We start from the raw sequence: 26,618 nt of genomic DNA on the forward strand, positions 1-26,618 counted from the left end.
TCCCTGTGAAGGCCCACCCTCGGGCCCCCGCGGAGAGAGGCAGAACGCCATGCAGAACACCGAGAAGAACAACGTCGTCGAGCGCGAACTCGAGCTGAAGCTGGTCCTGTCCCCCGAGCGTTCGCTCCCCGTCCCGGCCCGCCTCGCCTACCGCGTCGACGACCCGTACGCCGTGCACATCACCTTCCACATCGGCTCGGAGCACCCGGTGAACTGGACCTTCGCCCGCGAGCTCCTCGTCGAGGGCGTCTTCCGGGCCTGCGGCCACGGCGACGTGCGCATCTGGCCGACCAAGGTCGACGGGCGCAACGTGATCCTGATGGCGCTCTCCTCCCCCGACGGCGACGCCCTCCTGGAGGCGCCCTCCGCGCAGGTGTCCGCCTGGCTGGAGCGGACCCTGCGCGCGGTGCCGCCGGGCACCGAGACCGAGCAGCTCGGCATCGACGACGGCCTCGCCGAGCTGCTCGCCACCACCGTGCTCGCCGACGACCTCTGGCTGCGCGACCCGTGGCCGTCGGACGAGTCCGCGGACGGCGACCTGTGACCCCGGTCGAGCGTCGGTCAGAAGAGCTTGCCGGGGTTCAGCAGGCCCAGCGGGTCGAAGGTCCGCTTGATGCCGCGCTGCAACTCCACCCCCACCGGCCCCAACTCCCTCGCCAGCCACTCCTTCTTCAGCACGCCCACTCCGTGCTCGCCGGTGATCGTGCCGCCCAGGCCGAGCCCGAGCGCCATGATCTCGTCGAAGGACTCCCGGGCCCGCCGCGACTCGTCCTCGTCGGCGTGGTCGAAGCAGACGACGGGATGGGTGTTGCCGTCGCCCGCGTGCGCGCAGACCCCGATGGTCAGCCCGTACTTCTCGGCGATCGCGGCCGTGCCGGCCAGCATCGCCGCCAGCTTCGTGCGCGGCACGCACACATCGTCGATCATGGTCGCGCTCTTGATCGTCTCCAGCGCGGTGAGCGACAGCCGGCGCGCCTGGAGCAGCAGTTCGGACTCGGCGGCGTCCTCGGCGGGCACGACCTCGGTGGCCCCGGCCGCCCGGCAGAGCTCCGCGACGGCGGCCAGGTCGGCTCCGGGATCGGGCGTGTCGAAGGCGCACAGCAGCAGGGCTTCGGTGGTGTCGGGCAGCCCCATGTGGGCCAGCCTGTTGACGGCCCGGACGGTGGTGCCGTCCATGAGTTCCAGCAACGACGGCGTGTGGCCGCGCTCCATGATCGCGCAGACGGCCTCGCAGGCGGCGGCCGCGGAGGGGAACTCGGCGGCGAGCGCGAGCTGGGCGGGCGGCTGCGGCCGGAGCGCCAGCACCGCCCCGACGACGACGCCCAGGCTGCCCTCGGAGCCGACGAAGAGCCGGGTCAGGTCATATCCGGCGACGCCCTTGGCGGTGCGCCGACCGGTCCGCAGCAGCCGCCCGTCGGCGAGCACGACGTCCAGACCGAGCACGTACTCGGCGGTGACCCCGTACTTCACGCAGCACAGGCCGCCGGAGGCGGTGCCGATGTTCCCGCCGATGGTGCACGTCTCCCAGCTGGAGGGGTCCGGCGGGTAGGAGAGGCCCTGCTCGGCGACGGCCCGGGAGAGCACGGCGTTGATCACGCCCGGTTCGACGACGGCGATCCGGTCGACCGTGTCGATCTCCAGGATGCGGTCCATCTTGACCAGGGAGAGCACGATGCAGCCGTCCGAGGCGTTGGCGCCGCCGGACAGGCCGGTACGGGCGCCCTGCGGGACGACCGGGACGCGCAGCGCGGTCGCCGTGCGCATGACGTGCTGGACCTGCTCGACGGTGCGGGGCAGCACGACCACCGCGGGGCTGCCGGCCTCGCAGAAGCCGGCCATGTCGTGGGCGTACGAGGCGGTGACGTCCGGGTCGGTGAGCAGCGCCTCGGCGGGGAGTCCGGCGCGCAGCTCCCGGTGGAGCCGCGCCTGAAGATCGTCCTGCTGAAGATCGTCCATGGGTCCAGCGTGGCACCCGGGGCCATCGGTGTGAACCCGCCGGGGCAGGCGCTCGTGTGCTCTTCGTACAGCGGCCCGCGGGCGCACAGTGAGCGCCATGAAGAGCGAGAACGTGTCGAGGACGGTGCTGGCCTGCGGGGTGGGCGCGGTGCTCGCCGCGACGGCGCTGCTGTACGTACCGGAACTGATCGGCCGCACGCCGGCGCCCCCGCCCGGTCCCGCCGAGCGGGCGGTGAGCGCGGCGCACGCCGGAGCGCGGGCGGCGCTGCCCGATCTGGTCGCGCTGATCGGCGACCGGGAACGGTGGCTGCGGACCCATCCCGCTGACGACGCGTCATGGGCGGTGCTCGGCACTGCCTATACGGAGCGCGGGCTGCGGCGCGCGGACCCGGCGGACTTCCCCCGCGCCGAGGACGCCCTGAAGCGCTCCCTCGCCGTCCTGCCCGCCGGGCGCGGGAACCTGGACGCGGAGCTGGGCATGGCGGCGCTGGCGAACGCACGCGGCGACTTCGGTACGGCCAAGCGCTGGGGCGAGCAGGCCCGCAAGGCGAACCCGAAGCGCTGGTCGGCGTATCCGGTGCTGATCGACGCGTACGAGGGCCTCGGCGACTACAAGGCGGCCCAGAAGGCGACGGAGACCCTCGCCGAGCTGCACACGGGCCCGGCGGTCAGCGCCCGCTCGGCGCACCTGTACCGCAACCGCGGCTGGCGCGAGGACGCGGGCGCGGCGGCCCTGGACTCGGTGGCGCTCGCGGAGTCGGGCGCGGACAAGGCGGCGGCCCTGGCGCGGCTGGGCGACCTGGCGTGGGAGCGGGGCGAGCCGGCGGAGGCCCTGGGCTCGTACGACACGGCGCTGAGCCTCGTACGGGACGACGCCCCGTCGCTGGCGGGCCGCGCGCGGAGTCTCGCGGCACTCGGCCGCACCGACGAGGCCGTGCACACCTGGCAGGCCGCCCTGGCCCGGCAGCCGCTGCCCGAGTTCCTCCTGGAGGCGGGCGAGCTGTACGAGTCGCTGGGCCGGGACGGGGACGCGCGGACCCTGTACGGGCGCCTGCGGACCCAGCGCCTGCCGGGCGCCGAGGTGGCGCTCGGTCTGCTCGCGGCGGACCACGGCGACCCCGCGGAGGCCGTGCTCCTCCTGCGCGCGCAGTGGGCGCGGGGCCACCGCTCGGTGCGGGTGGCGGATGCGCTCGGCTGGGCGCTGTACCGGTCGGGCGAGCCCAAGGAGGCCCTGGAGTACGCGAAGCGGGCCACCGACGAGGGCCTGCGCAGCGCGCTGTTCGCGTACCACCGGGGCGAGATCGAGCGCGTCCTGGAGGAGGGCGGCCCGGCCCGCCGCCACCTGGCGGAGGCGCTGCGGATCAACCCGTACTTCTCCCCGCTGCTCGCCCCGCGCGCGAAGGAGGCCGTGAAGGCCCTGGGCGACCTCCCGGACGAGCTCCCCAAGGACGTGCGGCAGGAGGAGCCGAAGAAGCCGACGGAGGCCAGGAAGGCCTGAGCGGGGCCCTCGTCCCGGGCGGCCCCCCGTACCGCCCGGGACGTGGGGAAGGGCCCGGCCCCGGGTCTTCACCCGGGACGGGCCCCTCGTGTGGGGGCGGCAGCCGCTAGAGGTTGCCGCGCTTGTCCTGCTCGCGCTCGATCGCCTCGAACAGGGCCTTGAAGTTGCCCTTGCCGAAGCCCATGGAGCCGTGCCGCTCGATCATCTCGAAGAAGACGGTCGGGCGGTCCTGGACCGGCTTGGTGAAGATCTGCAGCAGGTAGCCGTCCTCGTCGCGGTCGGCGAGGATCTTCAGCTCGCGCAGCTCGTCGATCGGGACGCGGGTGTCGCCGACCCACTCGCCGAGCGTGTCGTAGTACGCGTCCGGGACGGACAGGAACTCGACGCCCGCGGCCCGCATCGCGCGCACGGTGGCGACGATGTCGTTCGTGGCGAGCGCGATGTGCTGGACGCCGGGGCCGCCGTAGAACTCCAGGTACTCGTCGATCTGCGACTTCTTCTTCGCGATCGCCGGCTCGTTGATCGGGAACTTCACCTTCTTGGTGCCGTCCGCGACCACCTTCGACATCAGCGCCGAGTACTCGGTCGCGATGTCGTCGCCCACGAACTCCTTCATGTTCGTGAAGCCCATGACCTTGTTGTAGAAGGCCACCCACTCGTTCATCTTGCCGAGCTCGACGTTGCCGACGCAGTGGTCGACGGCCTGGAAGGTGCGCTTGGCCGCCGGCTCGACGATCGGCTGCGCGGCGGTGTAGCCGGGCAGGTAGGGGCCGTCGTAGCCGGAGCGCTCGACGAGGGTGTGGCGGGTCTTGCCGTAGGTGGCGATGGCGGCGAGGACGACGGTGCCGTGCTCGTCCTTGAGCTCGTGCGGCTCGACGAGCCCGGTGGCGCCCTGCTCGACGGCGTGGGCGTAGGCGGCGCGCGCGTCCGGCACCTCGATCGCCAGGTCGATCACGCCGTCGCCGTGCGCGGCGACGTGCTCGTCGAGGAAGCGGCCCCAGTCACTGGTGGCCTTGATGACGGAGGTGAACACGAAACGGGCGGAGCCGTTGGTGAGGACGTAACTGGCGGTCTCGCGGCTGCCGTTCTCCGGTCCGGAGTAGGCGACCAGCTTCATGCCGAAGGCCGTCGAGTAGTAGTGCGCGGCCTGCTTGGCGTTGCCGACGGCGAAGACGACCGCGTCCATTCCCTTCACCGGGAAGGGGTCGGCCTCACGCGCGGTGGTCGGGGTGTGATCGAGGGTCTCAGTCATGACAGCAGCGTCCCGCCGTCCCGCAAGCTGCGCAATAGTTTCTTGTTCGACTGGTCAATCTGCCCAGCGATGGGCCACCATCGGCGTGCGACTTGTACATCATGACCATCAGGAGGACACCATGGCGATCGATCATCTGGACGGGCGTCTGATCGTGCTCCTCGCCGAGGAACCCCGGATCGGGGTCCTGGAGGCCTCGCGGCGTCTCGGCGTGGCCCGCGGCACGGTCCAGGCACGGCTCGACCGGCTCCAGTCGAACGGGGTCGTCCGCGGCTTCGGCCCCCAGGTCGACCCGGCGGCCCTCGGCTACCCGGTCACGGCCTTCGCGACCCTGGAGATCAAGCAGGGCCAGGGCGCGGACGTACGGGAGCACCTGGCGACCGTCCCGGAGGTCCTGGAGCTGCACACGACCACCGGCCACGGGGACATGCTGTGCCGGCTGGTGGCCCGCTCCAACGCGGACCTCCAGCGGGTGATCGACCGGGTCGTCGGCTTCGACGGCATCGTCCGCGCGTCCACGGCGATCGTCATGGAGAACCCGGTCCCGCTGCGCATCATCCCGCTGGTGGAGCAGGCCGCGAAGGACGACGCCGGGCGGTGACCCCGGGGCGCCGAGGGCCGGGGAGGGCCCGGGGGCGCACCCCGGGAGGAGTTGCAAAGAACTCTCTGCAAAAAACCGTTGCAGAGATCCCTTTGCAACTCTACTGTGGAGTCATGCCCGAGAAGCCCGAGCCGGAGCACGCCCCCGAGGCGCCCGCCCCCGACGAGAAGCCCGCCAGCAGGGTGCTCGACCCGCGCTCCCTGCGCGGACTCGCCCACCCGCTGCGCATCCAGCTGCTGCGCGCCCTGCGCCACCACGGCCCCGCCACCGCCTCCCAGCTCGCCGAGCGGCTCGGGGAGTCCAGCGGCGCCACCAGCTACCACCTGCGCCAGCTCGCCGCCCACGGCTTCGTCGAGGACGACCCGGAGCTCGGCAAGGGTCGCGAGCGCTGGTGGAAGGCGGCCGCCCAGGGCACGACCCTCGACGAGGCGCTGTACGAGAACCCGGACCCGGAGGTCCAGGGTGCCGTCGAGGTCTACCTCCACGAGATAGCGACCATCCACACCCAGGAGCTCAGCACCTACCTGGGCACCCGGCACCAGTGGGCCGAGGCGTGGCTCGGCGCCTCCGACATGAGCGACTTCACGCTCCACCTGCCCCCGGAGCGGCTGCGCGAGCTCGACGCGCGGCTGCACGCCCTCATCAACGAGTACCGGGACACCGAGGACCGCGAGGCCCCCGGCAGCCAGCGCGTCCGGATGCACCTCCACGCCTTCCCCCAGCACGGCGAGAACTGACAAGCCCACCCCCTGACGGGACCACCGGAAAGGCCACGCCATGCACTCCGACATCCACCTCGTCCTGCACACCCTGAACGCCGCCGAGCATCACGAGGCCGCCACCGGCACCGCCCCGGCCCGCCCGGCCGGCCCGACCGCCTCCATCGCCTCCGTACGCGAACAACTCGGATGGAAGCTGGTCGAGTTCGGCCTGAAGCTGGCCGTCCCGCACCCGCGCACCGCCTGCGCCACCGCCTGACGGCCGCGCGCGGCCACCATCCACCATCCGGGGGGAACCACCGTGCGATCGCGCACACCACTGGCCACCGTCCTGGCGGCCAACGCCATCTCCATCAGCGGCAATTCACTCACCCTCATCGGCGTCCCCTGGTTCGCCCTGGAGACCACCGGAAGCCCCGGCAAGGCCGGTGTGGTCGCGTTCTTCGCCGCCGTCCCCGTCGTCCTCTCCGCGATCTGCGGCGGCCCCGTGATCGACCGGATCGGACGCCGCCGGGTCTCCATCGCCTCGGACCTCGTCTGCGCCCTCGCGCTCGCCGCGATCCCGCTGCTCAACCGGGCCGGAGTGCTGGAGTTCTGGATGCTGTGCGCCCTGATGGGCGTCACCGGCCTCTTCCACGCGCCCGGCGAGACCGCCCGCCACGTCCTCATCCCCGACCTCGCGCGCCACGCCGGCACCCCGCTGCCCCGGGCGGCCAGCCTCTACGACGCCGTCTCCCGCGGCGCCCGCATGACCGGCGCCGCCCTCGCCGGCCTGCTCGTCGCCCTCATCGGCGCGGACACCGTCCTGTACGTGGACGCCGCCACCTTCGGCCTCTCGGCCCTGCTCGTCGTCGTCGGGCTCCGCGGCATACCCTCCGCCGAACCGCTCCGCGACGCGCCCCCGCTCTCCCTCGCCACCTACCGCTCCGACCTGCGCGCGGGCTACTCGTTCCTGCTGCGCACCCCGCTGCTGCTCGGCATCAACCTGATGGTGATGGTCACCAACGGCCTAGGCCAGAGCTGGAACGCGGTCCTGCTCCCCGTGCACGCCCGCGAGGAGCTCGGCGGCTCGGCCGCCATCGGCCTGCTCGTCGCCGTCTTCGGCGGCTGCGCCCTGCTCGGCGCGCTGCTGTACGGGACGGTGGGCCACCGCTTCCCGCGCCGCCCGGTCCTCGCCGTCGGCTTCCTGCTCGCCGGAGCCCCCTCGTACCTGGTCGCGGCCCTCACGGACACCACCCCGCCGCTGCTCGTGACGATGGCGCTCGGCGGACTCGGCGCCGGGGTGCTCAACCCGATCCTCTCCACGGTCTTCTACGAGACCGTCCCGGAGGACCTGCGCTCCCGCGTCGGCGGCGCGAGCACGGCCGGCGTGCTGCTCACCACCCCGCTCGGCGGCCTCGCGGCCGGCTACCTGATCGAGCGGACCGGCATCACCACGGCCCTGCTCACCTTCGGCACGCTCTACTTCCTGGCCACGCTCGCGCCGCTGGTCCTCCCGTCCTGGCGGGCGATGGACCGCCCGTCCGGGCCGGCGGAGGTCAGCAGCTCGGAACCTTCGACTCCTGCCCCTGCTCCAGGGCCCGCAGGGACGACACCGCGTCGCTGAGCGCGGTCACCGGCACCAGGCGCAGCCCCTTCGGGAGCTCGGCCTTCGCCTGGGAGCACTCGTCCTTGGGCACGAGGAAGACGGTGGCCCCGTCCCGTGCGGCGGCCTGCGTCTTCAGCGAGACCCCGCCGACCGCGCCGACCATGCCGTCGGGCGTGATCGTGCCCGTACCGGCGACGGTCCGGCCGCCGGTGAGGTCGCCGCCGTCGCCGTTCCCGTCGATCTTGTCGACGATGCCGAGGGAGAACAACAGCCCCGCGCTGGGCCCGCCGACGTCGGCGAGGTGCAGATCGACCTTGACCTTCTTCGGGTCCAGCTTCAGGTAGCCGAGGGCGGCGAGGGAGGCCGCGTCCTGCGACTCCTTCATCTGCCCGAGGTTGCGCTCCTCGATCTCCTTGTCGGACTTGCCCGACGGGTAGACCGACTCCCGCGGCAGCACGGCCCGGTCCGTGCGGAACCAGGCGTCGGCGACCTCCGCGAGGTCGATGTCCTCCGAGGGGCCGGTCGCCAGGATCGTCGTCATCCTCAGCTCCCCGTCGGTCGCCCGGACCGGGACGCCGCTGACGGTGATCACCTCGCGGCCCTTGTCCTTGCCGAGGACGTCGGCGGTCGTTCCGGGCTGCGCGATGGAGAACGGCAGCGGCGCGAGCCCGGCGACGGCGAAGAGCGCGACGACGGGGACGGCACAGAGCGCGAGCGCACGACGACGCGAGAGACTGGAGAACACGCACCCAATCTACTGGGCCCGGTCACGGGCGGGCGCGGACCCGCGCCTCCGGCCCGTCACCACGGCGGTCGCGGGCCCTAGCGCAGCGCGTCGGCGACCTCCCGGGCCGCGTCCACGACGCGCGGTCCGACCCGCTCCGGCACGGCGTCCGAGAGCATGACGACGCCGACACTGCCTTCGATCCCGGTGACCCCGACGAGCGGCGCGGCGGCCCCGCTGGCCCCGGCCTCCAGCTCGCCGTGGGTGAGGGTGAAGCCCGGCTCGATGAGCTCGCCCAGCCGGGCGGCGAGGATGGCGCGCCCGGCCGCCCCGCGGTCCAGCGCGTGGCGGAAGCCGGCCCGGTAGGCGACGTGGTAGTCGGTCCAGGTCGGTTCGACGACGGCGACGGCGAGCGCTTCGGCCCCGTCGACGAGCGTCAGGTGGGCCGTCGCGCCGATGTCCTCCGCGAGCGAGCGCAGCGCGGGCAGCGCGGCCTCCCGCACCAGCGGATGCACCTGGCGGCCGAGTCGCAGCACGCCGAGCCCCACCCGGGCGCGGCCACCCAGGTCGCGGCGGACGAGGGCGTGCTGTTCGAGCGTGGCGAGCAGACGGTAGACGACGGTCCGGTTGACGCCGAGTCGGTTGGACAACTCGGTGACGGTCAGGCCGTGGTCGGTGTCGGCGAGCAGTTTGAGGACTCTGAGTCCCCGGTCGAGCGTCTGGGAGGTCTCCGCGGTCACGACGCCCTCTCCTTCGGAGTGAGTGACAGCGGACTCGTACGAGAGCTGCGGCACCGGTCCCACGGCGACGCACGTCAGAGGCCGCCGGCAGGACGGGGCACACCGGCTGCGCCCCGCGGCGGCGCTGCCACGGGGCGTTTGCTTGAGCCGGGACAGTAGCGACCTGCTCCGCTCAGCGGAAGACCTCGTCCAGAATCCGGGCGCGTGCGACCGGATACGGGCGGTTCGGGACCTAAGTCGGCCGAACTGGGGACTTTGGGGGACAAGGCCGCCCAGGTGACGCCCGTAGCGTGGAGGTGCGCGAGGCCCGACCGTGGGGGCCGGTCCTCGGCGCACCGTCCCGTTTCCCCCGGGACGCCCGAGAGGCCCGTACACAGCCTGTGTACGGGCCTCTCGGCACCTCGACGGCACCCGGCAGGAGCCTCACCGCATCCGGGTGGCCCACTCCTGCACCTTCTTGATCCGCTCGCGGATCTGCCCGGCGGTGGCCTCGGCGCTCGGCGGGCCGCCGCACACCCGGCGCAGCTCGGTGTGGATGACACCGTGCGGCTTGCCGCTCTGGTGAACGTACGCGCCGACCATCGTGTTGAGCTGTTTCCTCAGCTCAAGGAGCTCCTTGTGGGAAACCACGGGCCGCCGCTCGGCGGGCAGCTCCAGCAGGTCGGCCTCGGTGTCCGGCTTCTTGCGGCTGTGCGCGATCTGCCGGGCCTGCCGCTTCTGCAGGAGCAGCTGCACCTGGTCCGGCTCCAGCAGCCCGGGGATGCCGAGGTAGTCCTGCTCCTCCTCGCTGCCCGGGTGGGCCTGCATGCCGAACTCGGCCGCGTTGTAGAGCACCCGGTCGAAGACGGCGTCGGACTCGAGCGCCTCGAAGGGCAGCATGTCCTGCTCGCCGGTGTCCTCGTCCTGCTGCTTCTCCGCCTCGGCGAGCTCCTTCTCGGACTCGGCGTACGGGTCCTCCTCGCCCTCCTTCTTGGGCCGGTCGAGGACGTGGTCGCGCTCGACCTCCATCTCGGTGGCGAAGCCGAGGAGGCTGGGGATGGTGGGAAGGAACACGGACGCCGTCTCGCCGCGCCTGCGGGATCGCACGAAACGCCCGACGGCCTGCGCGAAGAACAGCGGCGTCGAGATGGTCGTCGCGTACACGCCGACGGCGAGCCGCGGCACGTCGACGCCCTCGGACACCATCCGGACGGCGACCATCCACCGGGAGGTGTTCTCGCTGTACTCGTCGATGCGGCCGGAGGCGCCGGCGTCGTCCGAGAGCACCACGGTCGCCTTGGTCCCGGTGATCTCCCGGATCAGTTTGGCGTAGGAACGCGCCGAGTCCTGATCGCTCGCGATGACGAGCCCACCGGCGTCCGGAATGGACTTCCGGACCTCGGTGAGCCGCTGGTCGGCGGCGCGCAGCACGTTGGGCATCCAGTCGCCGCGCGGGTCGAGGGCGGTGCGCCAGGCCTGGGAGACGGCGTCCTTGGTCATCGGCTCGCCGAGCCGGGCGGCGACCTCGTCACCGGCCTTGGTGCGCCAGCGCATGTTGCCGCTGTAGCTGAGGAAGATGACCGGCCGCACGACCCCGTCGCCGAGGGCGTTCCCGTAGCCGTAGGTGTAGTCGGCCGAGGACCGCCGGATCCCGTCGTTCCCCTCCTCGTACGTGACGAAGGGGATCGGGTTGGTGTCGGACCGGAAGGGCGTACCGGTCAGGGCGAGCCGCCGGGTGGCGGGCTCGAAGGCCTCCAGGCAGGCCTCGCCCCAGGACTTGGAGTCTCCGGCGTGGTGGATCTCGTCGAGGATGACGAGGGTCTTGCGCTGCTCGCAGCGGTTGCGGTGCAGCATGGGCCGCACACCGACACCGGCGTAGGTGATGGCGACCCCGTCGTACTCCTTGCTGAGCGGCCCGGCGCTGTAGTCCGGGTCCAGCTTGATCCCTATCCGCGCGGCGGCGGCGGCCCACTGCTTCTTCAGGTGCTCGGTGGGCGCGACGACGGTGATCTGCTGCACCACGTGGTGGTGCAGCAGCCAGGACGCGAGGGTCAGGGCGAAGGTGGTCTTGCCGGCGCCCGGCGTGGCGACCGCGAGGAAGTCACGGGGCTGATCCTGGAGGTACTTCTCCATCGCGCCCTGCTGCCAGGCTCGCAGCTTGCCTGCGGTGCCCCAGGGGGCCCGGCCGGGGAAGGCGGGAGAAAGGTGATGGGAGGAGGAGGCGGTAGTAGTCACGGTCTCCGGTTCGACGCTCGTCCAGATATGACAACCGGGCCACCTTACCGGTGCGACCCCCGCGACCCACCCCGATCGGCCCCGTGGCGACCCCCCTTGAGACAGTCCTCACAACCCCCGCAACCCCTCCGCGATCACGCCGACATGGGCCGTCCGACCGCCGCGGACGTCGATGACCAGGGCATACTCCCGATCAAGATCGACATCTCCGGAACCCGCACCCGGCGACGGCGGCGAGGGGGCCGCTCCACCCGCTGACGGCGGGGATGGGACCGCTCCACCCGCCGACGACGGGGAGGGGGCCGCCCCACCCGCCGACGACAGGGAGGAGGCCACCCCACCCGCCGACGACAGGGAGGAGGCCACCCCACCCGCCGACGACAGGGAGGAGGCCGCCCCACCCGCCGACGACAGGGAGGAGGCCGCCCCACCCGCCGACGGCAGGACGGGGGCCGCCACCGGAGCGGGAGCGCGGGGGGGGGGGGCCGGACGCGGCGGGCGGTCTACCCCCGCGCGCCGGAGGCCCCCCGCACCCCCAGCCGCGTGGCGACCCACGCCCCCACCGCCGCCACGACGGCCATGGGCAGGAAGACCACGACGAAGGCCACGGGGTGGGACCCGTCACCCGCACCGGCGGCCGCATGCCCCACCGCCCCGCCGCCGAGCGCGGCGAACGCCGCCCCGCCGGCCGCGAGCAGCAGCACGTTCGAGAGCCCGTCGGAGATCTGCAGGGCGGCGGAGTTCGCGCCCGCCTCCTCCGGGGCCGACAGCTTGAGCAGCAGCACGCTGGTCAGGGCGATGACGATGCCCATGCCGAAGCACCCGAAGGCCCAGGCCACCGCGACCACCCACGCCGGCACGGCCTCGATCAGGACGCTCGGCGCCGCGGCGATGGCGAGCGCCACCAGCACCATGCCGGCGACCATGAGCCGCTCGCGGTACGGCTCCGTCCAGGGCCGCGACTGGACGTAGGAGCCGAGCGCCCAGGTCAGCCCGCCGACGGCGAGCGAGAGCCCGGCGAGCGTCGGGCTCAGCCCCCGCTCGGTGACCAGCATCAGCGGCACGAAGGACTCGGCCGCGATGAACGCACCCGCGGCGATCCCGCGCAGCAGCACCACCGAGGGCAGCCCGCGGGCCGCCCGGTACGTTCCGTGCGGCAGCAGCCCGCGCACGGCGGGCACGAGCAGCGCGGCGCCGGCGACGGCCGGGACGAGGGAGAGCCAGCGCAGCTCCTGCCCGGCGTACTGGAGCAGCGCCGCACCGACGGAGATCCCGAGGGCGAGCCGGATCCGCCGCCGGTCGTACGGCGGGAGCGGGGCGTGCGGGTCGGCGGGCCCGGAGGCCGTCCGGCGTATCGCGGGAAGCGCGAGGGCGAGCGGGAAGACGACGAGAGCGGGTATCCCCACGAACACCCACCGCCACCCCAGGTGCTCGGTGATCGTCCCGGAGGCGAGCGGCCCGACGACGGACGGCACGACCCACCCGGCGGCGAAGGCGGCCATGATCGCGGGCCGGAGGTGCTCCGCGTAGGCCCGGCTGATCACCACGTACAGGGCGACGATCACGAGCCCGCCGCCGAGCCCCTGGACGGCCCGCCCGAGGATGAACAGCCACATCGTCCCGGCCGTGCCGGAGAGCAGCAGCCCCGCGGCGAAGGCGCTCATGCCGGCGGTGAGCGGCGCGAGCGGCCCGCTGCGGTCGGACCACTGCCCGGAGAAGACCATGGCGAAGAGGCTGGTGGTGAAGTACGCGGAGAAGGCGAAGGCGTACAGCGAGACCCCGCCGAGCTCGCGCGCGGCGACCGGCATCGCGGTGCCGACGGCGGTGGCCTCGAAGGCGATGAGCAGGACCACGGACACGATGCCGATGCTGAGCGCCCGGTGCTCGCGGCCGAGCACGCCTCCGCCGCCGGTGGAAGGCTCTGCTGCGGCGGCGGGAGGCGCGGCGGTGTCGCTGGGTTCGAGGACGCTCATCCCCCCAGAGTAAGGGCCATCGCCCCAGGTGACCCCTGTCGCGAGTCGGTTACGGAGTGGTCCCTTCGCCCTAGGTCCGTGAACGCCCTGTGGCCCCCGTATGGCAGTCGTGTTGCACCACCACCGGAACCGTTGAGCCCGCCCGTTCCCCCGCCTAACGTCTTACTCGTCGCCACCACGACCGTGTGCCCGAGTGGTTGAGGGGCTCGCCTGCAAAGCGAGTTACGTCGGTTCGATTCCGATCACGGTCTCCGAGGAAGGGGCGCCCCGCGGAAGGGGCGCCCCTTCTCCCCGTTCCGGCCCGCCCCGCTCCCCCGAGTAGGCTCTCCCTCGCTCAGGGGAATTCAGGGGGGATTCGCAAGTGGAACGGCCGTACCGCCTCGTCACGCGTCTGGACCCGTCCCAGGACCGCCCGGCCCCGCACCCTTCCCCGCCCCCGGTCCCGTGCCGCCGCTTCATCGCCCGCGGCACGACGAGCGACCGTACGGTGCTCCTCACGGCCCCGCTCCCCGGCGCCGACCCGGTGCTCTTCCGGGCGGAGGCGGAGGCCGCGCAGCGCCTCGCGCCGCCGTGGACGTTCCCGGTGACGGAGACCGACGGAGCCGCACACGGCGCGGACGCGTGGTTCACGACCCCGTACGTCCCCGCGCTCCCGCTCCCCGTGGCGCTGGCCGTGCACGGCGGCCCGTTGCCGGAGGAAACGGTACGGGTGATCGGCGCGGCCCTCGCGGAGACGCTGACCGCTCTGCACGCGCAGGGGGTGGCACACGCGGGCGTGGCCCCGGCGTCGGTGCTGCTGACGGCGGACGGCCCGCGGCTCACGTGCTTCGGCGCGGCCCGCGCCACGGACCGGGTGGACCGGGCGGCACAGGCCCCCGAGCAGGCGACGGGCGGGCTGCCGCGCCCACCGGGCGACGTGTACGGGCTGGGCGCGGTCCTCGCGTACGCCGCGACCGGCCACACCGTCCCCGAGCGCTCGGAACTCCCGTCCGCGCTGGGCGCGACGATCACCGCCTGCCTCACCCGCGACCCGGCGCACCGCCCGTCCGCCGCGGCCCTGCTGCCCGCCCTGTCCCCACCCACCCCGCACGGGACGGTGCTCGGCTCGGCCACGACGCTCCTCACCCCGGACTGGCTCCCGCCCCGCGTGGTGGCGGCACTGGCCCACCAGTCCGCGGCACTGCTGGCCGCCGACCTGGCGGTGACGGCCGAGACGGCCGAGACGGCCGAGGCGCCGGGCCCCGGCGGCGGAAGCGCGACCGGTAACGACCACGGGCACGGCAGCGGAACCGGGCACGGGCATGACGGGCTCGGGCAAGGACGCGGGCACGACGGGCAAGGGCGCGGGCATGACGGGCAAGGGCGCGGGCATGACCGGCTCGGGCAAGCCCACGGGCACGGGATCGGAATCGGAAACTGACCATGCTCTCCCCCCTGACCCACGACGACCCGTCCACCGTCGCCGCGTACCGCCTGCTGGCCCGCCTGGGCTCCGGCGGCATGGGCACGGTGTACCTGGCGCGGACGCCGGGCGGCCGGACGGTCGCGCTGAAGACGGTGCACGCGCGCCTGGCGGCCGACCCCGCGTTCCGTACCCGTTTCCGACTGGAGGCGGACGCGGCCCGCATCATCGGGGACCGCCACGGCGCGGCCGTCGTCGACGCGGATCCGCTCGCCGAGACGCCGTGGCTGGCCACGGAGTACGTCCTGGGCCCGCCGCTGGACGACGCGGTCGCCCTGGCCGGCCCGCTGCCGGAACCGACCGTCCGCGCCGTGGGCGCCGCTCTCGCGGGGGCGCTGCGGCAGCTGCACTCGTCGGACGTGGTGCACCGTGATCTGAAGCCGTCGAACATCCTGGTCACCGCGCACGGCCCGAAGGTGATCGACTTCGGCATCGCCCGCGCGGCCGGCGACGCCCGGCTCACCTCCACGGGCGCGGCGGCCGGCACCCCGGCGTACATGTCGCCGGAGCAGGCCTCGGGCGAGGAACACACCCCGGCGGGCGACGTGTTCGCGCTCGCGGGCGTGCTGGTCTTCGCGGCGACGGGCCAGGCACCGTTCGGCTCGGGCGCCCCGGCCGACCTCCTCTACCGCGTCCGCTACGCCGACCCGGACCTGTCGGCCGTGCCGCCGTCGCTGGGCCCCCTGCTGGCCGCCTGCCTGGCGAAGGACCCGTCGGCCCGCCCGGCGCCGGCCACCCTGATCGCGGAACTCCACGACGGCCGGGGCCAGTTCGCGGACCACCTGCCGCCCCCGCTGCTCGCCGCGATCGCCCGCCGCGCGACGGACGTCTGGCACCCGCACCCGCCCCGCCTCCCGGCACCGGCGGAGGACCCGTACACGACGGCGGTGGCGGCCCCGCCGCGCCGCCTCTCCCGCCGCGGTCTCCTCGCCCTGGGCGGCGGCGCGGCCCTCGCCGCGGCGGGCGCGGGCGCGGGCCTCTGGGCCTGGCGCGGAAGGGAACCCCAGCCGAAGAGCGGACCGCGGACGCCGCCCGCCGGCGGCACCGGGGCGGCCCCGTCGTCGCTGTGGAACGCGGAGATGGCGACGCCGGAGAAGGACGAGCGCACGTTCCCGATGGTCCTGGGCGACCAGGTCGCCCTGGTCGCCGGGATGGGGGTGGTGTTCAGCGACGTCGCGACCGGCAGGACCGCCGGCGTGTGCAGCGCCGACACCACGCCGTGGACGGCGGTCGCCGACGAGGCGGGCGTGGTCCACGCCGTGCAGCGGAAGTTGGAGACCGAGCACTTCGACCTGGTCGTGCGGACGGTGGACAGGAAGAAGTACGCGCTGCGCCCGTCCGGCATCACGGTCAAGGGCCTCAACGCCAACATGGACGCGACCCAGTTGCTGTGCGCGGCGGGCGGCGTCCTGTACCTGGCGGGCGCGACGGGCGTCCCGGACGCGCTGCGCTCGCACCACCTGGTGGCCGTGAACACCCGGACGGGACGGGAGATGTGGCGCACGCCCCTGGGCGACAAGGCCGCGGGCCCCGGCTCCGGCGTCGACAGCACGGACCGCCGTTACGTGATGGCGTCGGCGGTCGCCGGAGACCGCCTCATCACGTTCGAGAGCTACAACGAGTTCGACGACACGACCCGGGTCGTCGCCCGCGACACCCGCACGGGCGCCGTGCGCTGGCGCAAGGACATCGACGTGCCGCGGGACACGGTCTCCCTCAACCAGCCGTGCCTGGACGGAACCCACCTCTACACGGGCGGTACGAACCTCTCGGCGCTGCGGCTGAGCGACGGCGGCACGGCCTGGGAGCAGCGGGTCTCGGCGCAGGACCCGTTCTCCGCGCCCGTACTGGGGGACGGCGCGGTCTACGCGGTGGTGGAGGGCGGCGCGTACGCCGTCGACACGGCCACGGGCACGGGCACGGGCACGAAGCTGTGGCAGGAGAGGGCCGACACCGACAACCCGGCCCTGCCCGACAAGGACCAGTCCCTCGCACTGGGCGACCGGTACCTCTACTACCGGTCCGAGCGGGGCCTGGCGGCGGTGGACCTGAAGACGCGGCGCAGGGCCTGGGTGTACGGGACGGACGCGGACCATGTGGTGGCGCACCGGAAGACGGGCCGGATGTTCGCGGTGGGCGACCGCTTCATGATCGCCCTGCCGCTGAAGTGACACCCACCGCCCCGCACGCCCACCCCTGAAGCCTTCCACGGCCCCGACACCCCCCCCTTCTCTCTCCCCTCAAGCCCCTTCTCTCTCCCCTCAAGCCCCTTCTCTCCCCTCTCCCCTCTCCCCTCTCCCCTCTCCCGGACAGGACGTGACCCCCCGATGAACCCCCTAGGCTTCGGCGACCCGCTGCGTCTCGGCCCGTACCGGCTGCTCGGTGTGCTGGGCGAGGGCGGCATGGGCAAGGTGTACCTCGCGGCGGGAGCCGACGGCCGCCCGGCCGCGGTGAAGGTGCTGCGCCCCGAGCTCGCGCACGACCAGCACCTGGCCCAGCGTTTCGTACGCGAGGCGCACACGGCGCAGGCGGTCAGGAGCGGTGGGGTGGCGCGGGTGCTCGACGCGCAGATGGACGGCGGACGGCCGTGGATCGCGACGGAGTTCCTGGCCGGGCCGACGCTGGACGAGGCGGTGGCGCGGTACGGCCCGTTCGACGAGCCGACGGTACGGGCGCTGGCGGCGGCGCTGGGCGAGACGCTGCGGGACATCCACGCCGCCGGGCTGATCCACCGCGACATCAAGCCGCCGAACATCGTGCTCACGTCGGACGGCCCCCGGGTCATCGACTTCGGCATCGCCCGCCCCGAGCACGGCCTCACGCTGACGACGACCGGCCAGATCCCGGTCACGCCCGGCTACGGAGCGCCGGAGCAGGTCCTCGGGCGGCGGGTGACCGGGGCGGCGGACGTGTTCTCGCTGGGCGCGGTGCTCGTGTACGCGGCGACGGGGCGGCGGGCGTACGACGGGGCGCATGTGGCGGCCGTGCAGTACGCGGTGGTGCACGAGCAGCCGGACCTGGGCGCCCTGCCGCCCGCGCTGCACCAGTTGATCGCCCCGTGCCTGGCCCGCGAACCCGAGCTGCGGCCGACGCCGGAGCAGGTGGCGCAGGCCTTCGTACCGGACCGGCGCAAGGTCCGCGACGTGTGGCGGCGGGGTGCGCTGCACGAGGAGGTGAAGCGCAGGGAGACCGAGGTCCGGCGCCAGTCCAAGGCGGCCGCCGCGACCGTGGTGGCGGGCACGACGCCCGCCCCGAGCAGGCGCCGCGTGCTGGCGGCCTGGGGCGGGGGCGGCGCCGTGCTGCTGGCCGGCGGCGGAGGCACGGCGTGGTGGCTGGGCAGGCGCGGGGAGGACGCCCTGCCGCCCGAGGGCGACGCTCCGGAGGCCCCGCTCCTGGACCAGGCGAACGCGGGCATCCGCCCCACGCCCCTGTGGGGTCCGGTCGACCTGGCGGCGACGGGCCCGCTCGCCCCGCCGGTGGCCCTGCGCGACGTGGTGGTCTTCCCCGACCGGAACGGCGGCCTGACGGCGCTGAAGGTGGTGGACGGCGCGACGAAGTGGACGCTCCCGGACATCTCGAAGACCGCCCGCCAACTCCCCCTGACGCTGACCGACTTCGCAGCGGTCAACACCTCAGGCCACCTGGTGGTCCACAACGCCTCGACCAGCAGACAGCTCTGGTCGCTCCCGGCGGCGGAGGCGGCCCTCCTGCTGGCCGCCACTCCCGACACCGTCTACGTCCTCACCACCAAGGGCGCGCTGCGGGCCGTGGACGTCGCCGGCCGCACGATCCGCTGGACGATCGCGTCCACGGAACGCGTCACGAACACCACGGGCCCCTGGGCCGCCGCCGACACCGACCACCTGGTCCTCTCCGGCACGGACGGCAGCGTCACGGCCTACGCCAAGGCGACCGGCCGCCGCGCCTGGCAGATCCGCGGCCAGTCCTCGGGCAGCCTGCGGCCCGCCGTCGACGACGGCACGGTCTACCTGGGCGGCCGCACCCTGACCGCCGTCACCCTGGCCACCGGCGAGCGCCTCTGGTCCATCGACGCGAGCAGCCCCCGGCTCACCTGGGGCCCGCCGGCGGTCGACGCCAACGGCGTCACGGCCACCCAGGGCAGGGCCGTCCGCCGCTACGCCAAGGACGGCAGCAGCCCCGACTTCTGGTACGCCGACCTGAACGGCGACTTCCCCGACCCGCAGCCCCCCGTCGTCCAGGGCGACTGCGTCTGGACCGTCGAAAGCGCCAACGGCGACTCCGGCGTCTCGGGCATCTCCATCCCGGAGGGCAAGCGCGTCTGGACCTACGAACGCGACAACACGGGCCCCTGGGCGATGACGGCCAAGGCCAACCGCGTCTTCCTGATCAGCAAGGGCAAGGTGGCGGCGTTGCCGACGTTCTGAACGGCTGCCCCGACGCCGCGCTGCTCGGCGCCGCCGTCCTCGCCCCGTCTCCCTCGGTCACGAGCTCAACGAGTCCGGCACTTCCAAGGGGTTCTGGCAGCCGAGGAGCGTGCGGGTGTACCGGAGCAACGCAGAGGCAACGCGTCCCGTCAGGTCGGGGTCCCGACTTCCCAGCCCCTGTTCCGTCACAGAGACTTCCAAGGGGAGTTGCCGCTCCTGCCCGGGCGCGGTCCCCGCGAGCCTGCAGGGAGCCACGACAGCAAGGCCAGCCTCCTGTTTCAGCGGCTGTACGTACACACCGTCCGCCGCCTTGCGCCAGCCCTTCGCGGAACTCCCGACGGTGACGGAGTCCATGGTGAGCGTCGACCACATGACACGTCCGGTCATCCAGCCTCGGGAATCGACCCCCGTGCCACCCAGCGTGCACAGTCTGGAGCTGTCGCGCCGGAGGTCGTCGCTCCCGGCCGTCCAGGCGCGGGCCTGTTCGGTCAGACGGTCCTTCAGCCGACCGGGCGCGCCGCTCACCACCTGAACGTCGTCCTCGGCCAGGATCGATTCCACGGCGTCCACGTTGCCGTCACCGAACACCTGCCGACAGACGTTGAGATCCGACGACGACTCCCGCCCGGCCTGCGCGCCTTCGCCCGTGCAGGCCGCCGTGACGAGCACGAGGGCGCAGGTCGCGAAAACGCCGCTCCGTCCCCACGACGAGCCCATCATTGTCCTCATGCGACCTTCGGCCTTCCTCCGGCCGCGTTGACACCGGCGTTGTAGGAGTATTCGGCTTCCCTGAACATGTCGCGCTTCTCTTCCACGCTCATCCCGACGGACTCCGCATAGTTGAGCAGCGGGACTACTGCGCTCCTCTTTCCGGCCTGTCGAGTCCCCTCGATGTCCGTCAACGCCTCGTCGTCGTTGTTGTACTCGTTGTCCTTGAGGTACTGGAGGGTGTCCGTGGCGTAGGCGGTGTCGATCGACGAGCCCGCGGCCTCCATCACCAGAGGCACCGCCGTGACGACAACGAGCCCTGCGGCCGGCCCGAGCACGACTGCGGAGCCGACGCCCACGACAGCCGCCACTCCGGAGCTCACACCCGTCTTGCGCCACTCCGCCTGCTGTTCAAGCTCCAGGTTGCGCTGATCCTCGTCGTCCTTGAAGTCCTGAGCGATCTGATGGATGCGCGATTCGTCGAGGATCCCATGCATCTTCGTGGCGTTATGTGCGAACTCGAGACCGTCGGCCTTGTCCCCGCCCATCGTCTTCAGCCCACTGGCTTCGAAGACCTGTTGTGCTGCGGACATGCTCTTGTAGGCACCCTCGTCCCCCGCTACCGCGGTCATGAATCGGAGGCTCGCGACCTGACCGAAGTCCGTGTGTTCCTTGCCGTCGCTGCTGAACTTGAACAGCTCGTCCCGGCGCGTATTCTCGCCACTGTCGCCGAATCCATACGTGGAGTAGTTGAGATCGTCGATGTAAGCGGCTCCCATGTTGCCGAGGCTGTCCATCAAGGATTCATGCCGCTTCCTCAGCTCCGAATCCGTCCCGTAGTCGTTGATCACCTCCTGCATGATCCTGGCGGATTCCGCGTCCCTGCGCAGCACCGGGTTGGGGTCGTCCCAAGCGTGGCCGGTAGTCGCGGCCTCCAGGGCGTGACCGAGTGCGTCCGGCATGTTCGCGGCCGTCTTCTGCGCCTCGTCGGGATCATGGCCGTCGAAATCGGGGAAGAACTCGTAGTCCGCTGCCTGGAAGAAGTCCAGATAGCCGGTGAACTGATCTCCGTCCTTCTTCGGGTCCAGGTCGACCCTCCCCCCGATCGTGCCGTCCGGGTTGTAAGAGGTGGGGTCGGCCGTGAAGAACTGCTTCGCAGCGTCGGGGCTGTGCCCGAGTGCCTCCAGCATCGACACCATGGGGTCGTAGCCGGATCCGTTCACCCCGGAGGGGTTGAACGGATCCTTCAGCCACCCTCCGATGTTCCGGTTCCCCGCGAACGTGTAGGGATCTTTGGCATGCAACTGAGTGACGTGCTCGGCGATCGGGACCAGAAACTTCGGGTCGTAGTTTCCGTAACGCATGATGCCGCCGAGCAGCTGGTAACCGAATGCCGGGTTGTTGTCGTACTTGGCCAGCGGAATCCGCTCGGTTCCCAGCTTCCGCATCTCGGCCGACCAGTTCTCGGTCCACCTGTCGCCGCCCTGCGTGGCCGTCGCGAGGTTGAGGCCCAGGTTCTTCTGCAGGTTCTGGACGTCCTCAAGACGCTGCTTGTCCACCTTCGAGTAGTCATAGGTGTCAGTGGAGAGCTGGCCGAAGAACTCGAGTGCGCCTTTGGACCCGAGCCCGTCGTAGAAGCTCCTGGAGAATTCCTTGGACCTGCTGTTGTCACTCAGCAGCTCGTTCATCTGCTCGAGCTCGGCGTGCGAGAGCTCCCGGCCCTTCTTCGCCAGGTCCACCGCGCGCTGCGCTTCCTCGGCATCCAGACTGCCGTACTTCGGCGCGCTGAAATTGTGCTTGTCGCCGGTGATATTGGCCCTGAGCGCGTTCGCGCAGGCGATGTCGGCGTCGTCGCAGGTCTCGAGGATCGCGTCGATGCGGCGCTGCCAAGCGTCGACGGCGGCATGTTCCTTGCGGACCAGTTCCTGGAAGTCGGGGTCGTGCCGGACACCCGGGTCCTTGGTCGACGACAGCGGTTCCCTGGCCTCGACCTTGCCGTCCGAGGTGACTCTGAAGCCCTTGGCCGGCGCCTCCGTCTCGGCGATCTTCGCAAGGTCGTCCTTGGCCTTCTTGAAGGCCCGGTAGCCGTCCAGAAGGATCTTGTGGATCCCGTCCGCCGCCTTCGCCGCGTCCTCGAACTCCTTCGCCGTCTTGTCCACGAACGGCTTCGTGACCTCGGCGTTCACGCCTCGCCAGTACTCGTCCCGGGCCTTGGCGGACATCGTCGTTCGGGCGTCCTCGGCCAGCTTGTCCAGCTTGCCCTTCGCCTCGGACCAACCGTCCGCCGCCGCCTTCAGCTTCTCCAGCGGTGCGTGGAAGACGTTGTCATAGGTCAGCACGGCTACTCCCCGCCTACTTCAGATACTCGTTGATCTTGGACGCGGCGAGGGCCGCCCTGATGTCCTCTTCTTCCTTCGCGTGCGAGGCCGCGCTGTAGTCGAGGTGGTTCGAGATGTTCGCGCAGGCGTCGAGCAGGGTGCCAAGCTGTGAGGACCAGGTCTCGTGTACCTCTGCCATGGCGGCACCGGTCCGGAAGCCGTTGGTCTTCAGACCGGTCGCGGCCTCGGTGGTCTGCGTCCGGGCATGGTTGCCGTCCTTGACCAGCCGCCCGTGCAAGGCGTACGCGGCGCTGCCGATGGCGCCCAGCTTGTCCTGGTCGACTCCCAGGTCGGCGTTGCCGCCGCCCTGCCCGCCGGGCGCTTGGTCGAGCCGCATGCCGACCGGAAGCCCTGCGGCGCTCCGGGCCGTGGCCCATTCCTGATCGAACGACATGGTCTCCCCCGTGCCGAAGAATCCCTGGGTGTCGGCGGCCGCGCGGGCACCACGAACCACCCGACCCCGCCGAACGCGAGGCTCAGACAGTAGGGGAACTCCGCCACGTCGGATCGGCAGCCGAAACCGATCTCCGCCACCCGCCGCGCTCGCCCTCGGCCACCGGCACGCCCCTGGCGGCGCCCCGACGTGCCGACGAGCAGCACGACCTGCCGGAAGTCCCGACTCCGGCCGGCCGTGACAAAGGCGCGAACTCGCCCCTCAGCCGGTTGATTTGCGGTTGCTTCGCGTTGACCACGTCGCTCCCGGCCGCCAACTCGCACATACCTGCGGCTGCAGGCGTCGCCAAGCTACCGGACACCGACCGCGCCTACGCGACTGCAATTCACAGTCTGTCAGCTTCCGAACGGCGGTTGGTGCTGCTGATGCTGCGGCTGTGCCTGCGGATACGCGTCGCCCTGCGGGGCTCCGTACGGCGCGTACGGCGGTGCGGCGGGAGCCGTCGGCGGCATGGGCGGCACGGCGTCGCGTCGACGGGAGCGGAGGACGACGGCCGTCACCGCTCCGCCGACCAGGACCGCCGCCCCGACGCCGAGCGCGACCCACAGGCCGGTGTTGCCGCCGCCCTCGGAGGGGGAGGCGGCGGGCGGCGGGGTGTTGTCGGCCTGCGACGGGGCGGGAGTGGCGGACGCACTCGCGGAGGCCGAGGGCGGCGTGGTGGCCTCCGCTGCGGCGAGGTCCGGCAGGGGGTAGACGTCGGCGGGGCCGGGGTCTCCGGGGGTGGTCAGCGCGCGGAGGGGGCGGATGGTGCCGTAACCGAGGTAGTCGGTGCGCTCCTTGCCGCTCTTCGGCTTGCCCGCGGTGTTGAGCATGACGCGCAGGACCTGGTTGTTGGTCCAGTCGGGGTGCTTGGACCAGATCAGAGCGGCGGAGGCGGAAGCGAGGGCGGTGGCGCCACTGGTACCGCTGCCGGAGCAGAGCTGTGTGCCCTTGGAACAGGCGTTCACCAGATTCTCCGCCGGGGCGGCCAGATCGACCTGAGGGCCGGTCTGGGACTCGGTCCACCAAGCGGCCTTCTTGTCGAGACCGCCTACGCCGACCACGCCGGGCGTCGCCGCGGGGTATTCGGCCTTGTTGTCCGAGCCGGCGCTGTTGCCGACGGCCGCGAAGATCAGCTTGTTCTTGGAGAGCGCGTAGCGAACGGCTTGTTCCAGTTCGGGTCCGATGCGGTCCGTGCCGGAGCCGACGGAGATGTTGATGACCTTGGCCTCGGAGTCTGCGGCGAACCGGATGGCCTTCGCCATCCCCACCGAGAACGAGTCCACGCGGTCCTTCTCGTACAACCGCTCCTGGTTGTAGACGAGCCTGATCGGAAGGATCTTGGCCTCGGGCGCGAGGCCGAAGGACCCTTCGACGCTGCCGCGTGCTCCGGTTGCGGCGATCAGGCTCGCCATGCCGGTGCCGTGGTTGTCGACGTCGTTGTTCTCGTCGCCCGAGAGACGGGAGTAGTCCTTGCCGGGAAGGACCTGTCCGCGGAGGTCGGCGATGGAGTCGTCGACGCCGGAATCGATGACGGCGACGACGACGCCCGCGCCCTTGCTGGCCTTCCAGATCTTGTCCGCACCCATGGCCTTCAGATGCCACTGCTGGTCTCGTACGGACTCGGCGTGGGCCGGCGTCGCACCGATGCCCAGCAGTGTCAGGGCCATCACGGCCGCCGTCAGGGAGCCGGACCGCATGGCCCGTCCACTGCTGGTTCGCATCTGTTTCTCCGTGCCCTTCTGCCTACGGGATCAGTCGACGACCGGGGGGACGATCGGGCGCTTGCCCTGCTGCCAGGTCTCCTCGTCCTCGACGAGGTAGTCGGGACGCTCGCCACCACGCTCCTCGGGACGGTCGTCGCCCGAACGGGCGCCGGCACCGTGCATCCCGGCACCGCGTCCCGCGGCCGGTCCGGCCCCGGAGCCCGCCTGACCACCGCGCACGAGCCCGGTGCCGCCGGGGGTGAACGGGCGGGAGCCGGCCTGGCCGCTCTTCTGGGCCCGGCCGCCGACCACTCCGCCCTGCTCCATGGCCAGTCGGCGACCGGCCGCCGTACCACCAGCGCCGCCACCACCGCCGGCGTGCGGGCTCATGGCGCCACCCGCTCCGCCACGGCCGTAGGCCTGCTCGTTGCCGATCACCGTGCTGCGCGGGATGCCCGTCGTGGGCCGGCCGCCGTTCGTCGGCGTCACGGGCCGTCCGCCGACGATGCCGGTCTCTCGCGGAAGGCGCGCCGAAGCCGTCCCGCCGGGGCCGAACGGGCCCGGTCGCAGACCGGACACGCCGCCCTTCACCGTGCCGCTGCCGGTCGGCAGCTGCCCGGGACCGCCACCGGGGCCGGTGATGAACGGAGGCGGGGTCGTCTGGGTGCCACCGGGGTAGGTCGGCGTCTCGGGCTTCACCATGCCCGGCCCGGGCGGTGTGTTGGGGGTGGGCCGGGTGTCGGGCGGAGTCGTCACGGAGTCGATCCCCAGGTCTACGGGCACCTCGGGCACGACATGCGTGGGCGTGGGACGGACGGTACCGCCGACGTCGGTGGTCCCCCCGTCCGTGGTGTGCACGACACCGCGTTCGGTGGCACTGTCCGTACGTCCACTGACCTGCCGGTTCTGGGAGGTCCCGGTCGTGGAGGAGGTGCTGGTGCGGGACGAACGGCCCGGCACCTGGATGTGGGTCTCCGGCGCCCTCCACTTGTCGCCCAGGTACCCCGCCGGCGGTGGGAACTCCGGTCGCGTCGCGGCGTTCACCCGCTGGCCGGTGAACGTGTACGTCTGCCCCAGCGAGCGCAGCTTCATCAGCGCCTCGATGCGGGCCTTCTCCCGTGCACTCGACGCCGCGTTCATGTCGTCGGTGGCCGTCTTGACCTCGGTCTTGCCGGCGCCCGGGTCGTGACGGGCCGCGTTCAGGACGCGCTGGGCGGTCGCGTAGTCCGTCTTCGCCGACGCGCTCGTCTTGGCGAGCTGGTCGACGCCGCTCTTGGCCTGAGCCATGGCCTGGGCGGACTCCGCCAGGCACTCGCCCGCCAGCTGGGTGTAGTTGGCGAGGTAGAACGTGGCGCTCGCCGTGGCGGCGGTCCACTCGACGAACGAATCCGCCGCCATGCCCTTCCAGCTGAGACCGCCGGTGGCGCGGGCGCGCAGGTACTCGGCGATCTTGGTGATCTCGTCCGCCGCGCTCTTGAGCTTGCCCGAGAGGGCCTCGGCGCGGGCGTGCTGGATGGGAGTCAGCATCGCCAGCAGCTGTTCGTTCGACATGCCTTCCAGCGACGTCGACTTCGCTTCAGGCGTTTTGGGCCCCTTACCCATGCGACTCTTCCCCCGTTTCCGTCCAGTGGTTCACTGATAGTCGCCCTGCGCGTCGCCGCCACCCGCGGGCGCGTCGGTCCGCGGAGAGGCGCCGCTCGCGGTGTGCTGGGCGTTCTTCTTCTCGCCGGTGTCCTGCAGGTCCGTGATCTGCGTGTTGAGCGCCCGCATCCGCCTGCGGATGTCGTCGTCGATGTTCTCGTACCCGCTCTTGGAGAGGTCGATCGCGATCTTCATGCTCTCCATCTGGAGCCCCAGCACCTTGGAGAACTTGAGCAGTTCGGCCCGGACGACGTCGAAGCTGGAGAAGAGGAAGCCCGCCTCGTGGAACCCCGGGCCCGCCAGGGCGGCCTCTTCCAGCCAGTCCTCGCCGATCTTGCCCGGGCCGGCGTTCGATCCCTCGAAGCCCGTGAGCAGCGCGTCCACGCGGTCCTTCAGGTGCGCCAGCTCGTTCACCTCGACGGCCAGGCTGGCCGCCGCCCCGGCCACCGCGCCGACGCCGCCCATCAGGGGCATCAGGGAGAGTGCCGTGTTCACGGCTCCCCCGCTGTCCGTCGCCTCCGCCATAGCGCCTCCCCGTTCGACAAGTCAGGAGTTCATGGTAGTCAAGACGACGGACAGCGCGCACCTCCGGGTTGCACAAGCAACGCAGCTCACATGG

General features: G+C 72.2%; 21 protein-coding genes and 1 tRNA gene. 10 read left to right on the forward strand and 12 right to left on the reverse strand.

The annotated features are described in order from the left end of the window. The first annotated feature begins 49 nt into the window (after nucleotides 1–49). Nucleotides 50–544: an SsgA family sporulation/cell division regulator gene (locus OG309_RS13910; RefSeq protein ID WP_329420936.1), complete on the forward strand. Its 495-nt coding sequence runs from the start codon at nucleotides 50–52 to the stop codon at nucleotides 542–544. Between the two features lie 17 nt (nucleotides 545–561). Here the strand turns inward: OG309_RS13910 and OG309_RS13915 are convergent, their stop codons facing one another. Further along, a complete protein-coding gene (locus OG309_RS13915; RefSeq protein WP_329420937.1) occupies nucleotides 562–1,956 on the reverse strand; it encodes an FAD-binding oxidoreductase in 1,395 nt (464 codons plus the stop codon). 97 nt (nucleotides 1,957–2,053) lie between these two features. Here OG309_RS13915 and OG309_RS13920 point away from each other — a divergent pair, with 97 nt between their 5' ends. Beyond that, the gene (locus OG309_RS13920) at nucleotides 2,054–3,454 is read left to right on the forward strand and encodes a tetratricopeptide repeat protein (RefSeq protein WP_329420939.1); all 1,401 of its coding nucleotides are present in this window, start codon (nucleotides 2,054–2,056) and stop codon (nucleotides 3,452–3,454) included. Between the two features lie 106 nt (nucleotides 3,455–3,560). Here the strand turns inward: OG309_RS13920 and hppD are convergent, their stop codons facing one another. Then, nucleotides 3,561–4,706 carry a 4-hydroxyphenylpyruvate dioxygenase gene (gene hppD / locus OG309_RS13925; protein ID WP_329420941.1) on the reverse strand — a complete coding sequence of 382 codons (1,146 nt, stop codon included), beginning with the start codon at nucleotides 4,704–4,706 and terminating at the stop codon, nucleotides 3,561–3,563. A gap of 121 nt (nucleotides 4,707–4,827) precedes the next feature. Here hppD and OG309_RS13930 point away from each other — a divergent pair, with 121 nt between their 5' ends. The 4 genes from OG309_RS13930 to OG309_RS13945 all read left to right on the forward strand — a co-directional run bounded on the left by OG309_RS13930 (nucleotide 4,828) and on the right by OG309_RS13945 (nucleotide 7,632). Then, entirely contained in the window at nucleotides 4,828–5,307 is a 480-nt protein-coding gene (locus tag OG309_RS13930) for an Lrp/AsnC family transcriptional regulator (RefSeq protein WP_329420942.1), read from the forward strand. A gap of 113 nt (nucleotides 5,308–5,420) precedes the next feature. Continuing rightward, nucleotides 5,421–6,044: an ArsR/SmtB family transcription factor gene (locus OG309_RS13935; RefSeq protein ID WP_329420945.1), complete on the forward strand. Its 624-nt coding sequence runs from the start codon at nucleotides 5,421–5,423 to the stop codon at nucleotides 6,042–6,044. A gap of 40 nt (nucleotides 6,045–6,084) precedes the next feature. Next, the gene (locus OG309_RS13940) at nucleotides 6,085–6,285 is read left to right on the forward strand and encodes a hypothetical protein (RefSeq protein WP_329420948.1); all 201 of its coding nucleotides are present in this window, start codon (nucleotides 6,085–6,087) and stop codon (nucleotides 6,283–6,285) included. A 42-nt stretch (nucleotides 6,286–6,327) separates the two neighbouring features. After that, complete coding sequence (locus tag OG309_RS13945) at nucleotides 6,328–7,632, forward strand: MFS transporter (protein WP_329420951.1); 1,305 nt, start codon at nucleotides 6,328–6,330, stop codon at nucleotides 7,630–7,632. Here OG309_RS13945 and OG309_RS13950 read toward each other — a convergent pair. From OG309_RS13950 to OG309_RS13965, 4 genes are all read right to left on the reverse strand, one after another. Next, complete coding sequence (locus tag OG309_RS13950; protein WP_329420952.1) at nucleotides 7,565–8,359, reverse strand: S16 family serine protease; 795 nt, start codon at nucleotides 8,357–8,359, stop codon at nucleotides 7,565–7,567. The two genes, OG309_RS13945 and OG309_RS13950, sit on opposite strands and share 68 nt — an antisense overlap. 77 nt (nucleotides 8,360–8,436) lie before the next feature. Continuing rightward, nucleotides 8,437–9,078, reverse strand: coding sequence for an IclR family transcriptional regulator (locus OG309_RS13955; RefSeq protein WP_329420954.1), 642 nt, complete (start codon nucleotides 9,076–9,078; stop codon nucleotides 8,437–8,439). 423 nt (nucleotides 9,079–9,501) lie between these two features. Continuing rightward, nucleotides 9,502–11,292, reverse strand: a complete 1,791-nt coding sequence (locus tag OG309_RS13960; RefSeq protein ID WP_329420955.1) for a DEAD/DEAH box helicase — start codon at nucleotides 11,290–11,292, stop codon at nucleotides 9,502–9,504. A gap of 503 nt (nucleotides 11,293–11,795) precedes the next feature. After that, entirely contained in the window at nucleotides 11,796–13,265 is a 1,470-nt protein-coding gene (locus OG309_RS13965; RefSeq protein ID WP_329420956.1) for an MFS transporter, read from the reverse strand. Between the two features lie 179 nt (nucleotides 13,266–13,444). Between OG309_RS13965 and OG309_RS13970 the strand changes: the two genes are divergently transcribed. From OG309_RS13970 to OG309_RS13985, 4 genes are all read left to right on the forward strand, one after another. Beyond that, nucleotides 13,445–13,516 (forward strand) — tRNA-Cys (locus tag OG309_RS13970). A 110-nt stretch (nucleotides 13,517–13,626) separates the two neighbouring features. Continuing rightward, nucleotides 13,627–14,685 (forward strand): serine/threonine protein kinase, encoded by a 1,059-nt coding sequence (locus tag OG309_RS13975; protein WP_329420957.1) that lies wholly within the window; start codon nucleotides 13,627–13,629, stop codon nucleotides 14,683–14,685. A gap of 2 nt (nucleotides 14,686–14,687) precedes the next feature. Further along, the gene (locus tag OG309_RS13980; RefSeq protein WP_329420958.1) at nucleotides 14,688–16,898 is read left to right on the forward strand and encodes a protein kinase domain-containing protein; all 2,211 of its coding nucleotides are present in this window, start codon (nucleotides 14,688–14,690) and stop codon (nucleotides 16,896–16,898) included. A 156-nt stretch (nucleotides 16,899–17,054) separates the two neighbouring features. After that, the gene (locus OG309_RS13985; RefSeq protein WP_329420960.1) at nucleotides 17,055–19,133 is read left to right on the forward strand and encodes a protein kinase domain-containing protein; all 2,079 of its coding nucleotides are present in this window, start codon (nucleotides 17,055–17,057) and stop codon (nucleotides 19,131–19,133) included. 57 nt (nucleotides 19,134–19,190) lie between these two features. Here OG309_RS13985 and OG309_RS13990 read toward each other — a convergent pair whose 3' ends face one another. The 6 genes from OG309_RS13990 to OG309_RS14015 form a co-directional block, all read right to left on the reverse strand. Continuing rightward, the gene (locus OG309_RS13990; protein WP_329420962.1) at nucleotides 19,191–19,862 is read right to left on the reverse strand and encodes a hypothetical protein; all 672 of its coding nucleotides are present in this window, start codon (nucleotides 19,860–19,862) and stop codon (nucleotides 19,191–19,193) included. Further along, on the reverse strand, nucleotides 19,859–22,180 hold the full coding sequence (locus tag OG309_RS13995) for a hypothetical protein (protein WP_329420963.1): 2,322 nt from the start codon (nucleotides 22,178–22,180) through the stop codon (nucleotides 19,859–19,861). The genes OG309_RS13990 and OG309_RS13995 overlap by 4 nt, the downstream gene beginning before the upstream one ends. 13 nt (nucleotides 22,181–22,193) lie before the next feature. Then, a complete protein-coding gene (locus tag OG309_RS14000) occupies nucleotides 22,194–22,613 on the reverse strand; it encodes a hypothetical protein (protein WP_329420964.1) in 420 nt (139 codons plus the stop codon). A 395-nt stretch (nucleotides 22,614–23,008) separates the two neighbouring features. Next, on the reverse strand, nucleotides 23,009–24,376 hold the full coding sequence (mycP, locus tag OG309_RS14005; protein ID WP_329420965.1) for a type VII secretion-associated serine protease mycosin: 1,368 nt from the start codon (nucleotides 24,374–24,376) through the stop codon (nucleotides 23,009–23,011). 30 nt (nucleotides 24,377–24,406) lie between these two features. Further along, nucleotides 24,407–25,909 carry a WXG100 family type VII secretion target gene (locus OG309_RS14010; protein ID WP_329420966.1) on the reverse strand — a complete coding sequence of 501 codons (1,503 nt, stop codon included), beginning with the start codon at nucleotides 25,907–25,909 and terminating at the stop codon, nucleotides 24,407–24,409. 81 nt (nucleotides 25,910–25,990) lie between these two features. After that, entirely contained in the window at nucleotides 25,991–26,524 is a 534-nt protein-coding gene (locus tag OG309_RS14015) for a hypothetical protein (RefSeq protein ID WP_329420967.1), read from the reverse strand. Nucleotides 26,525–26,618 lie beyond the last annotated feature (94 nt).

This window comes from Streptomyces sp. NBC_01268 (assembly GCF_036240795.1).
Taxonomy (GTDB): Bacteria; Actinomycetota; Actinomycetes; order Streptomycetales; family Streptomycetaceae; genus Streptomyces.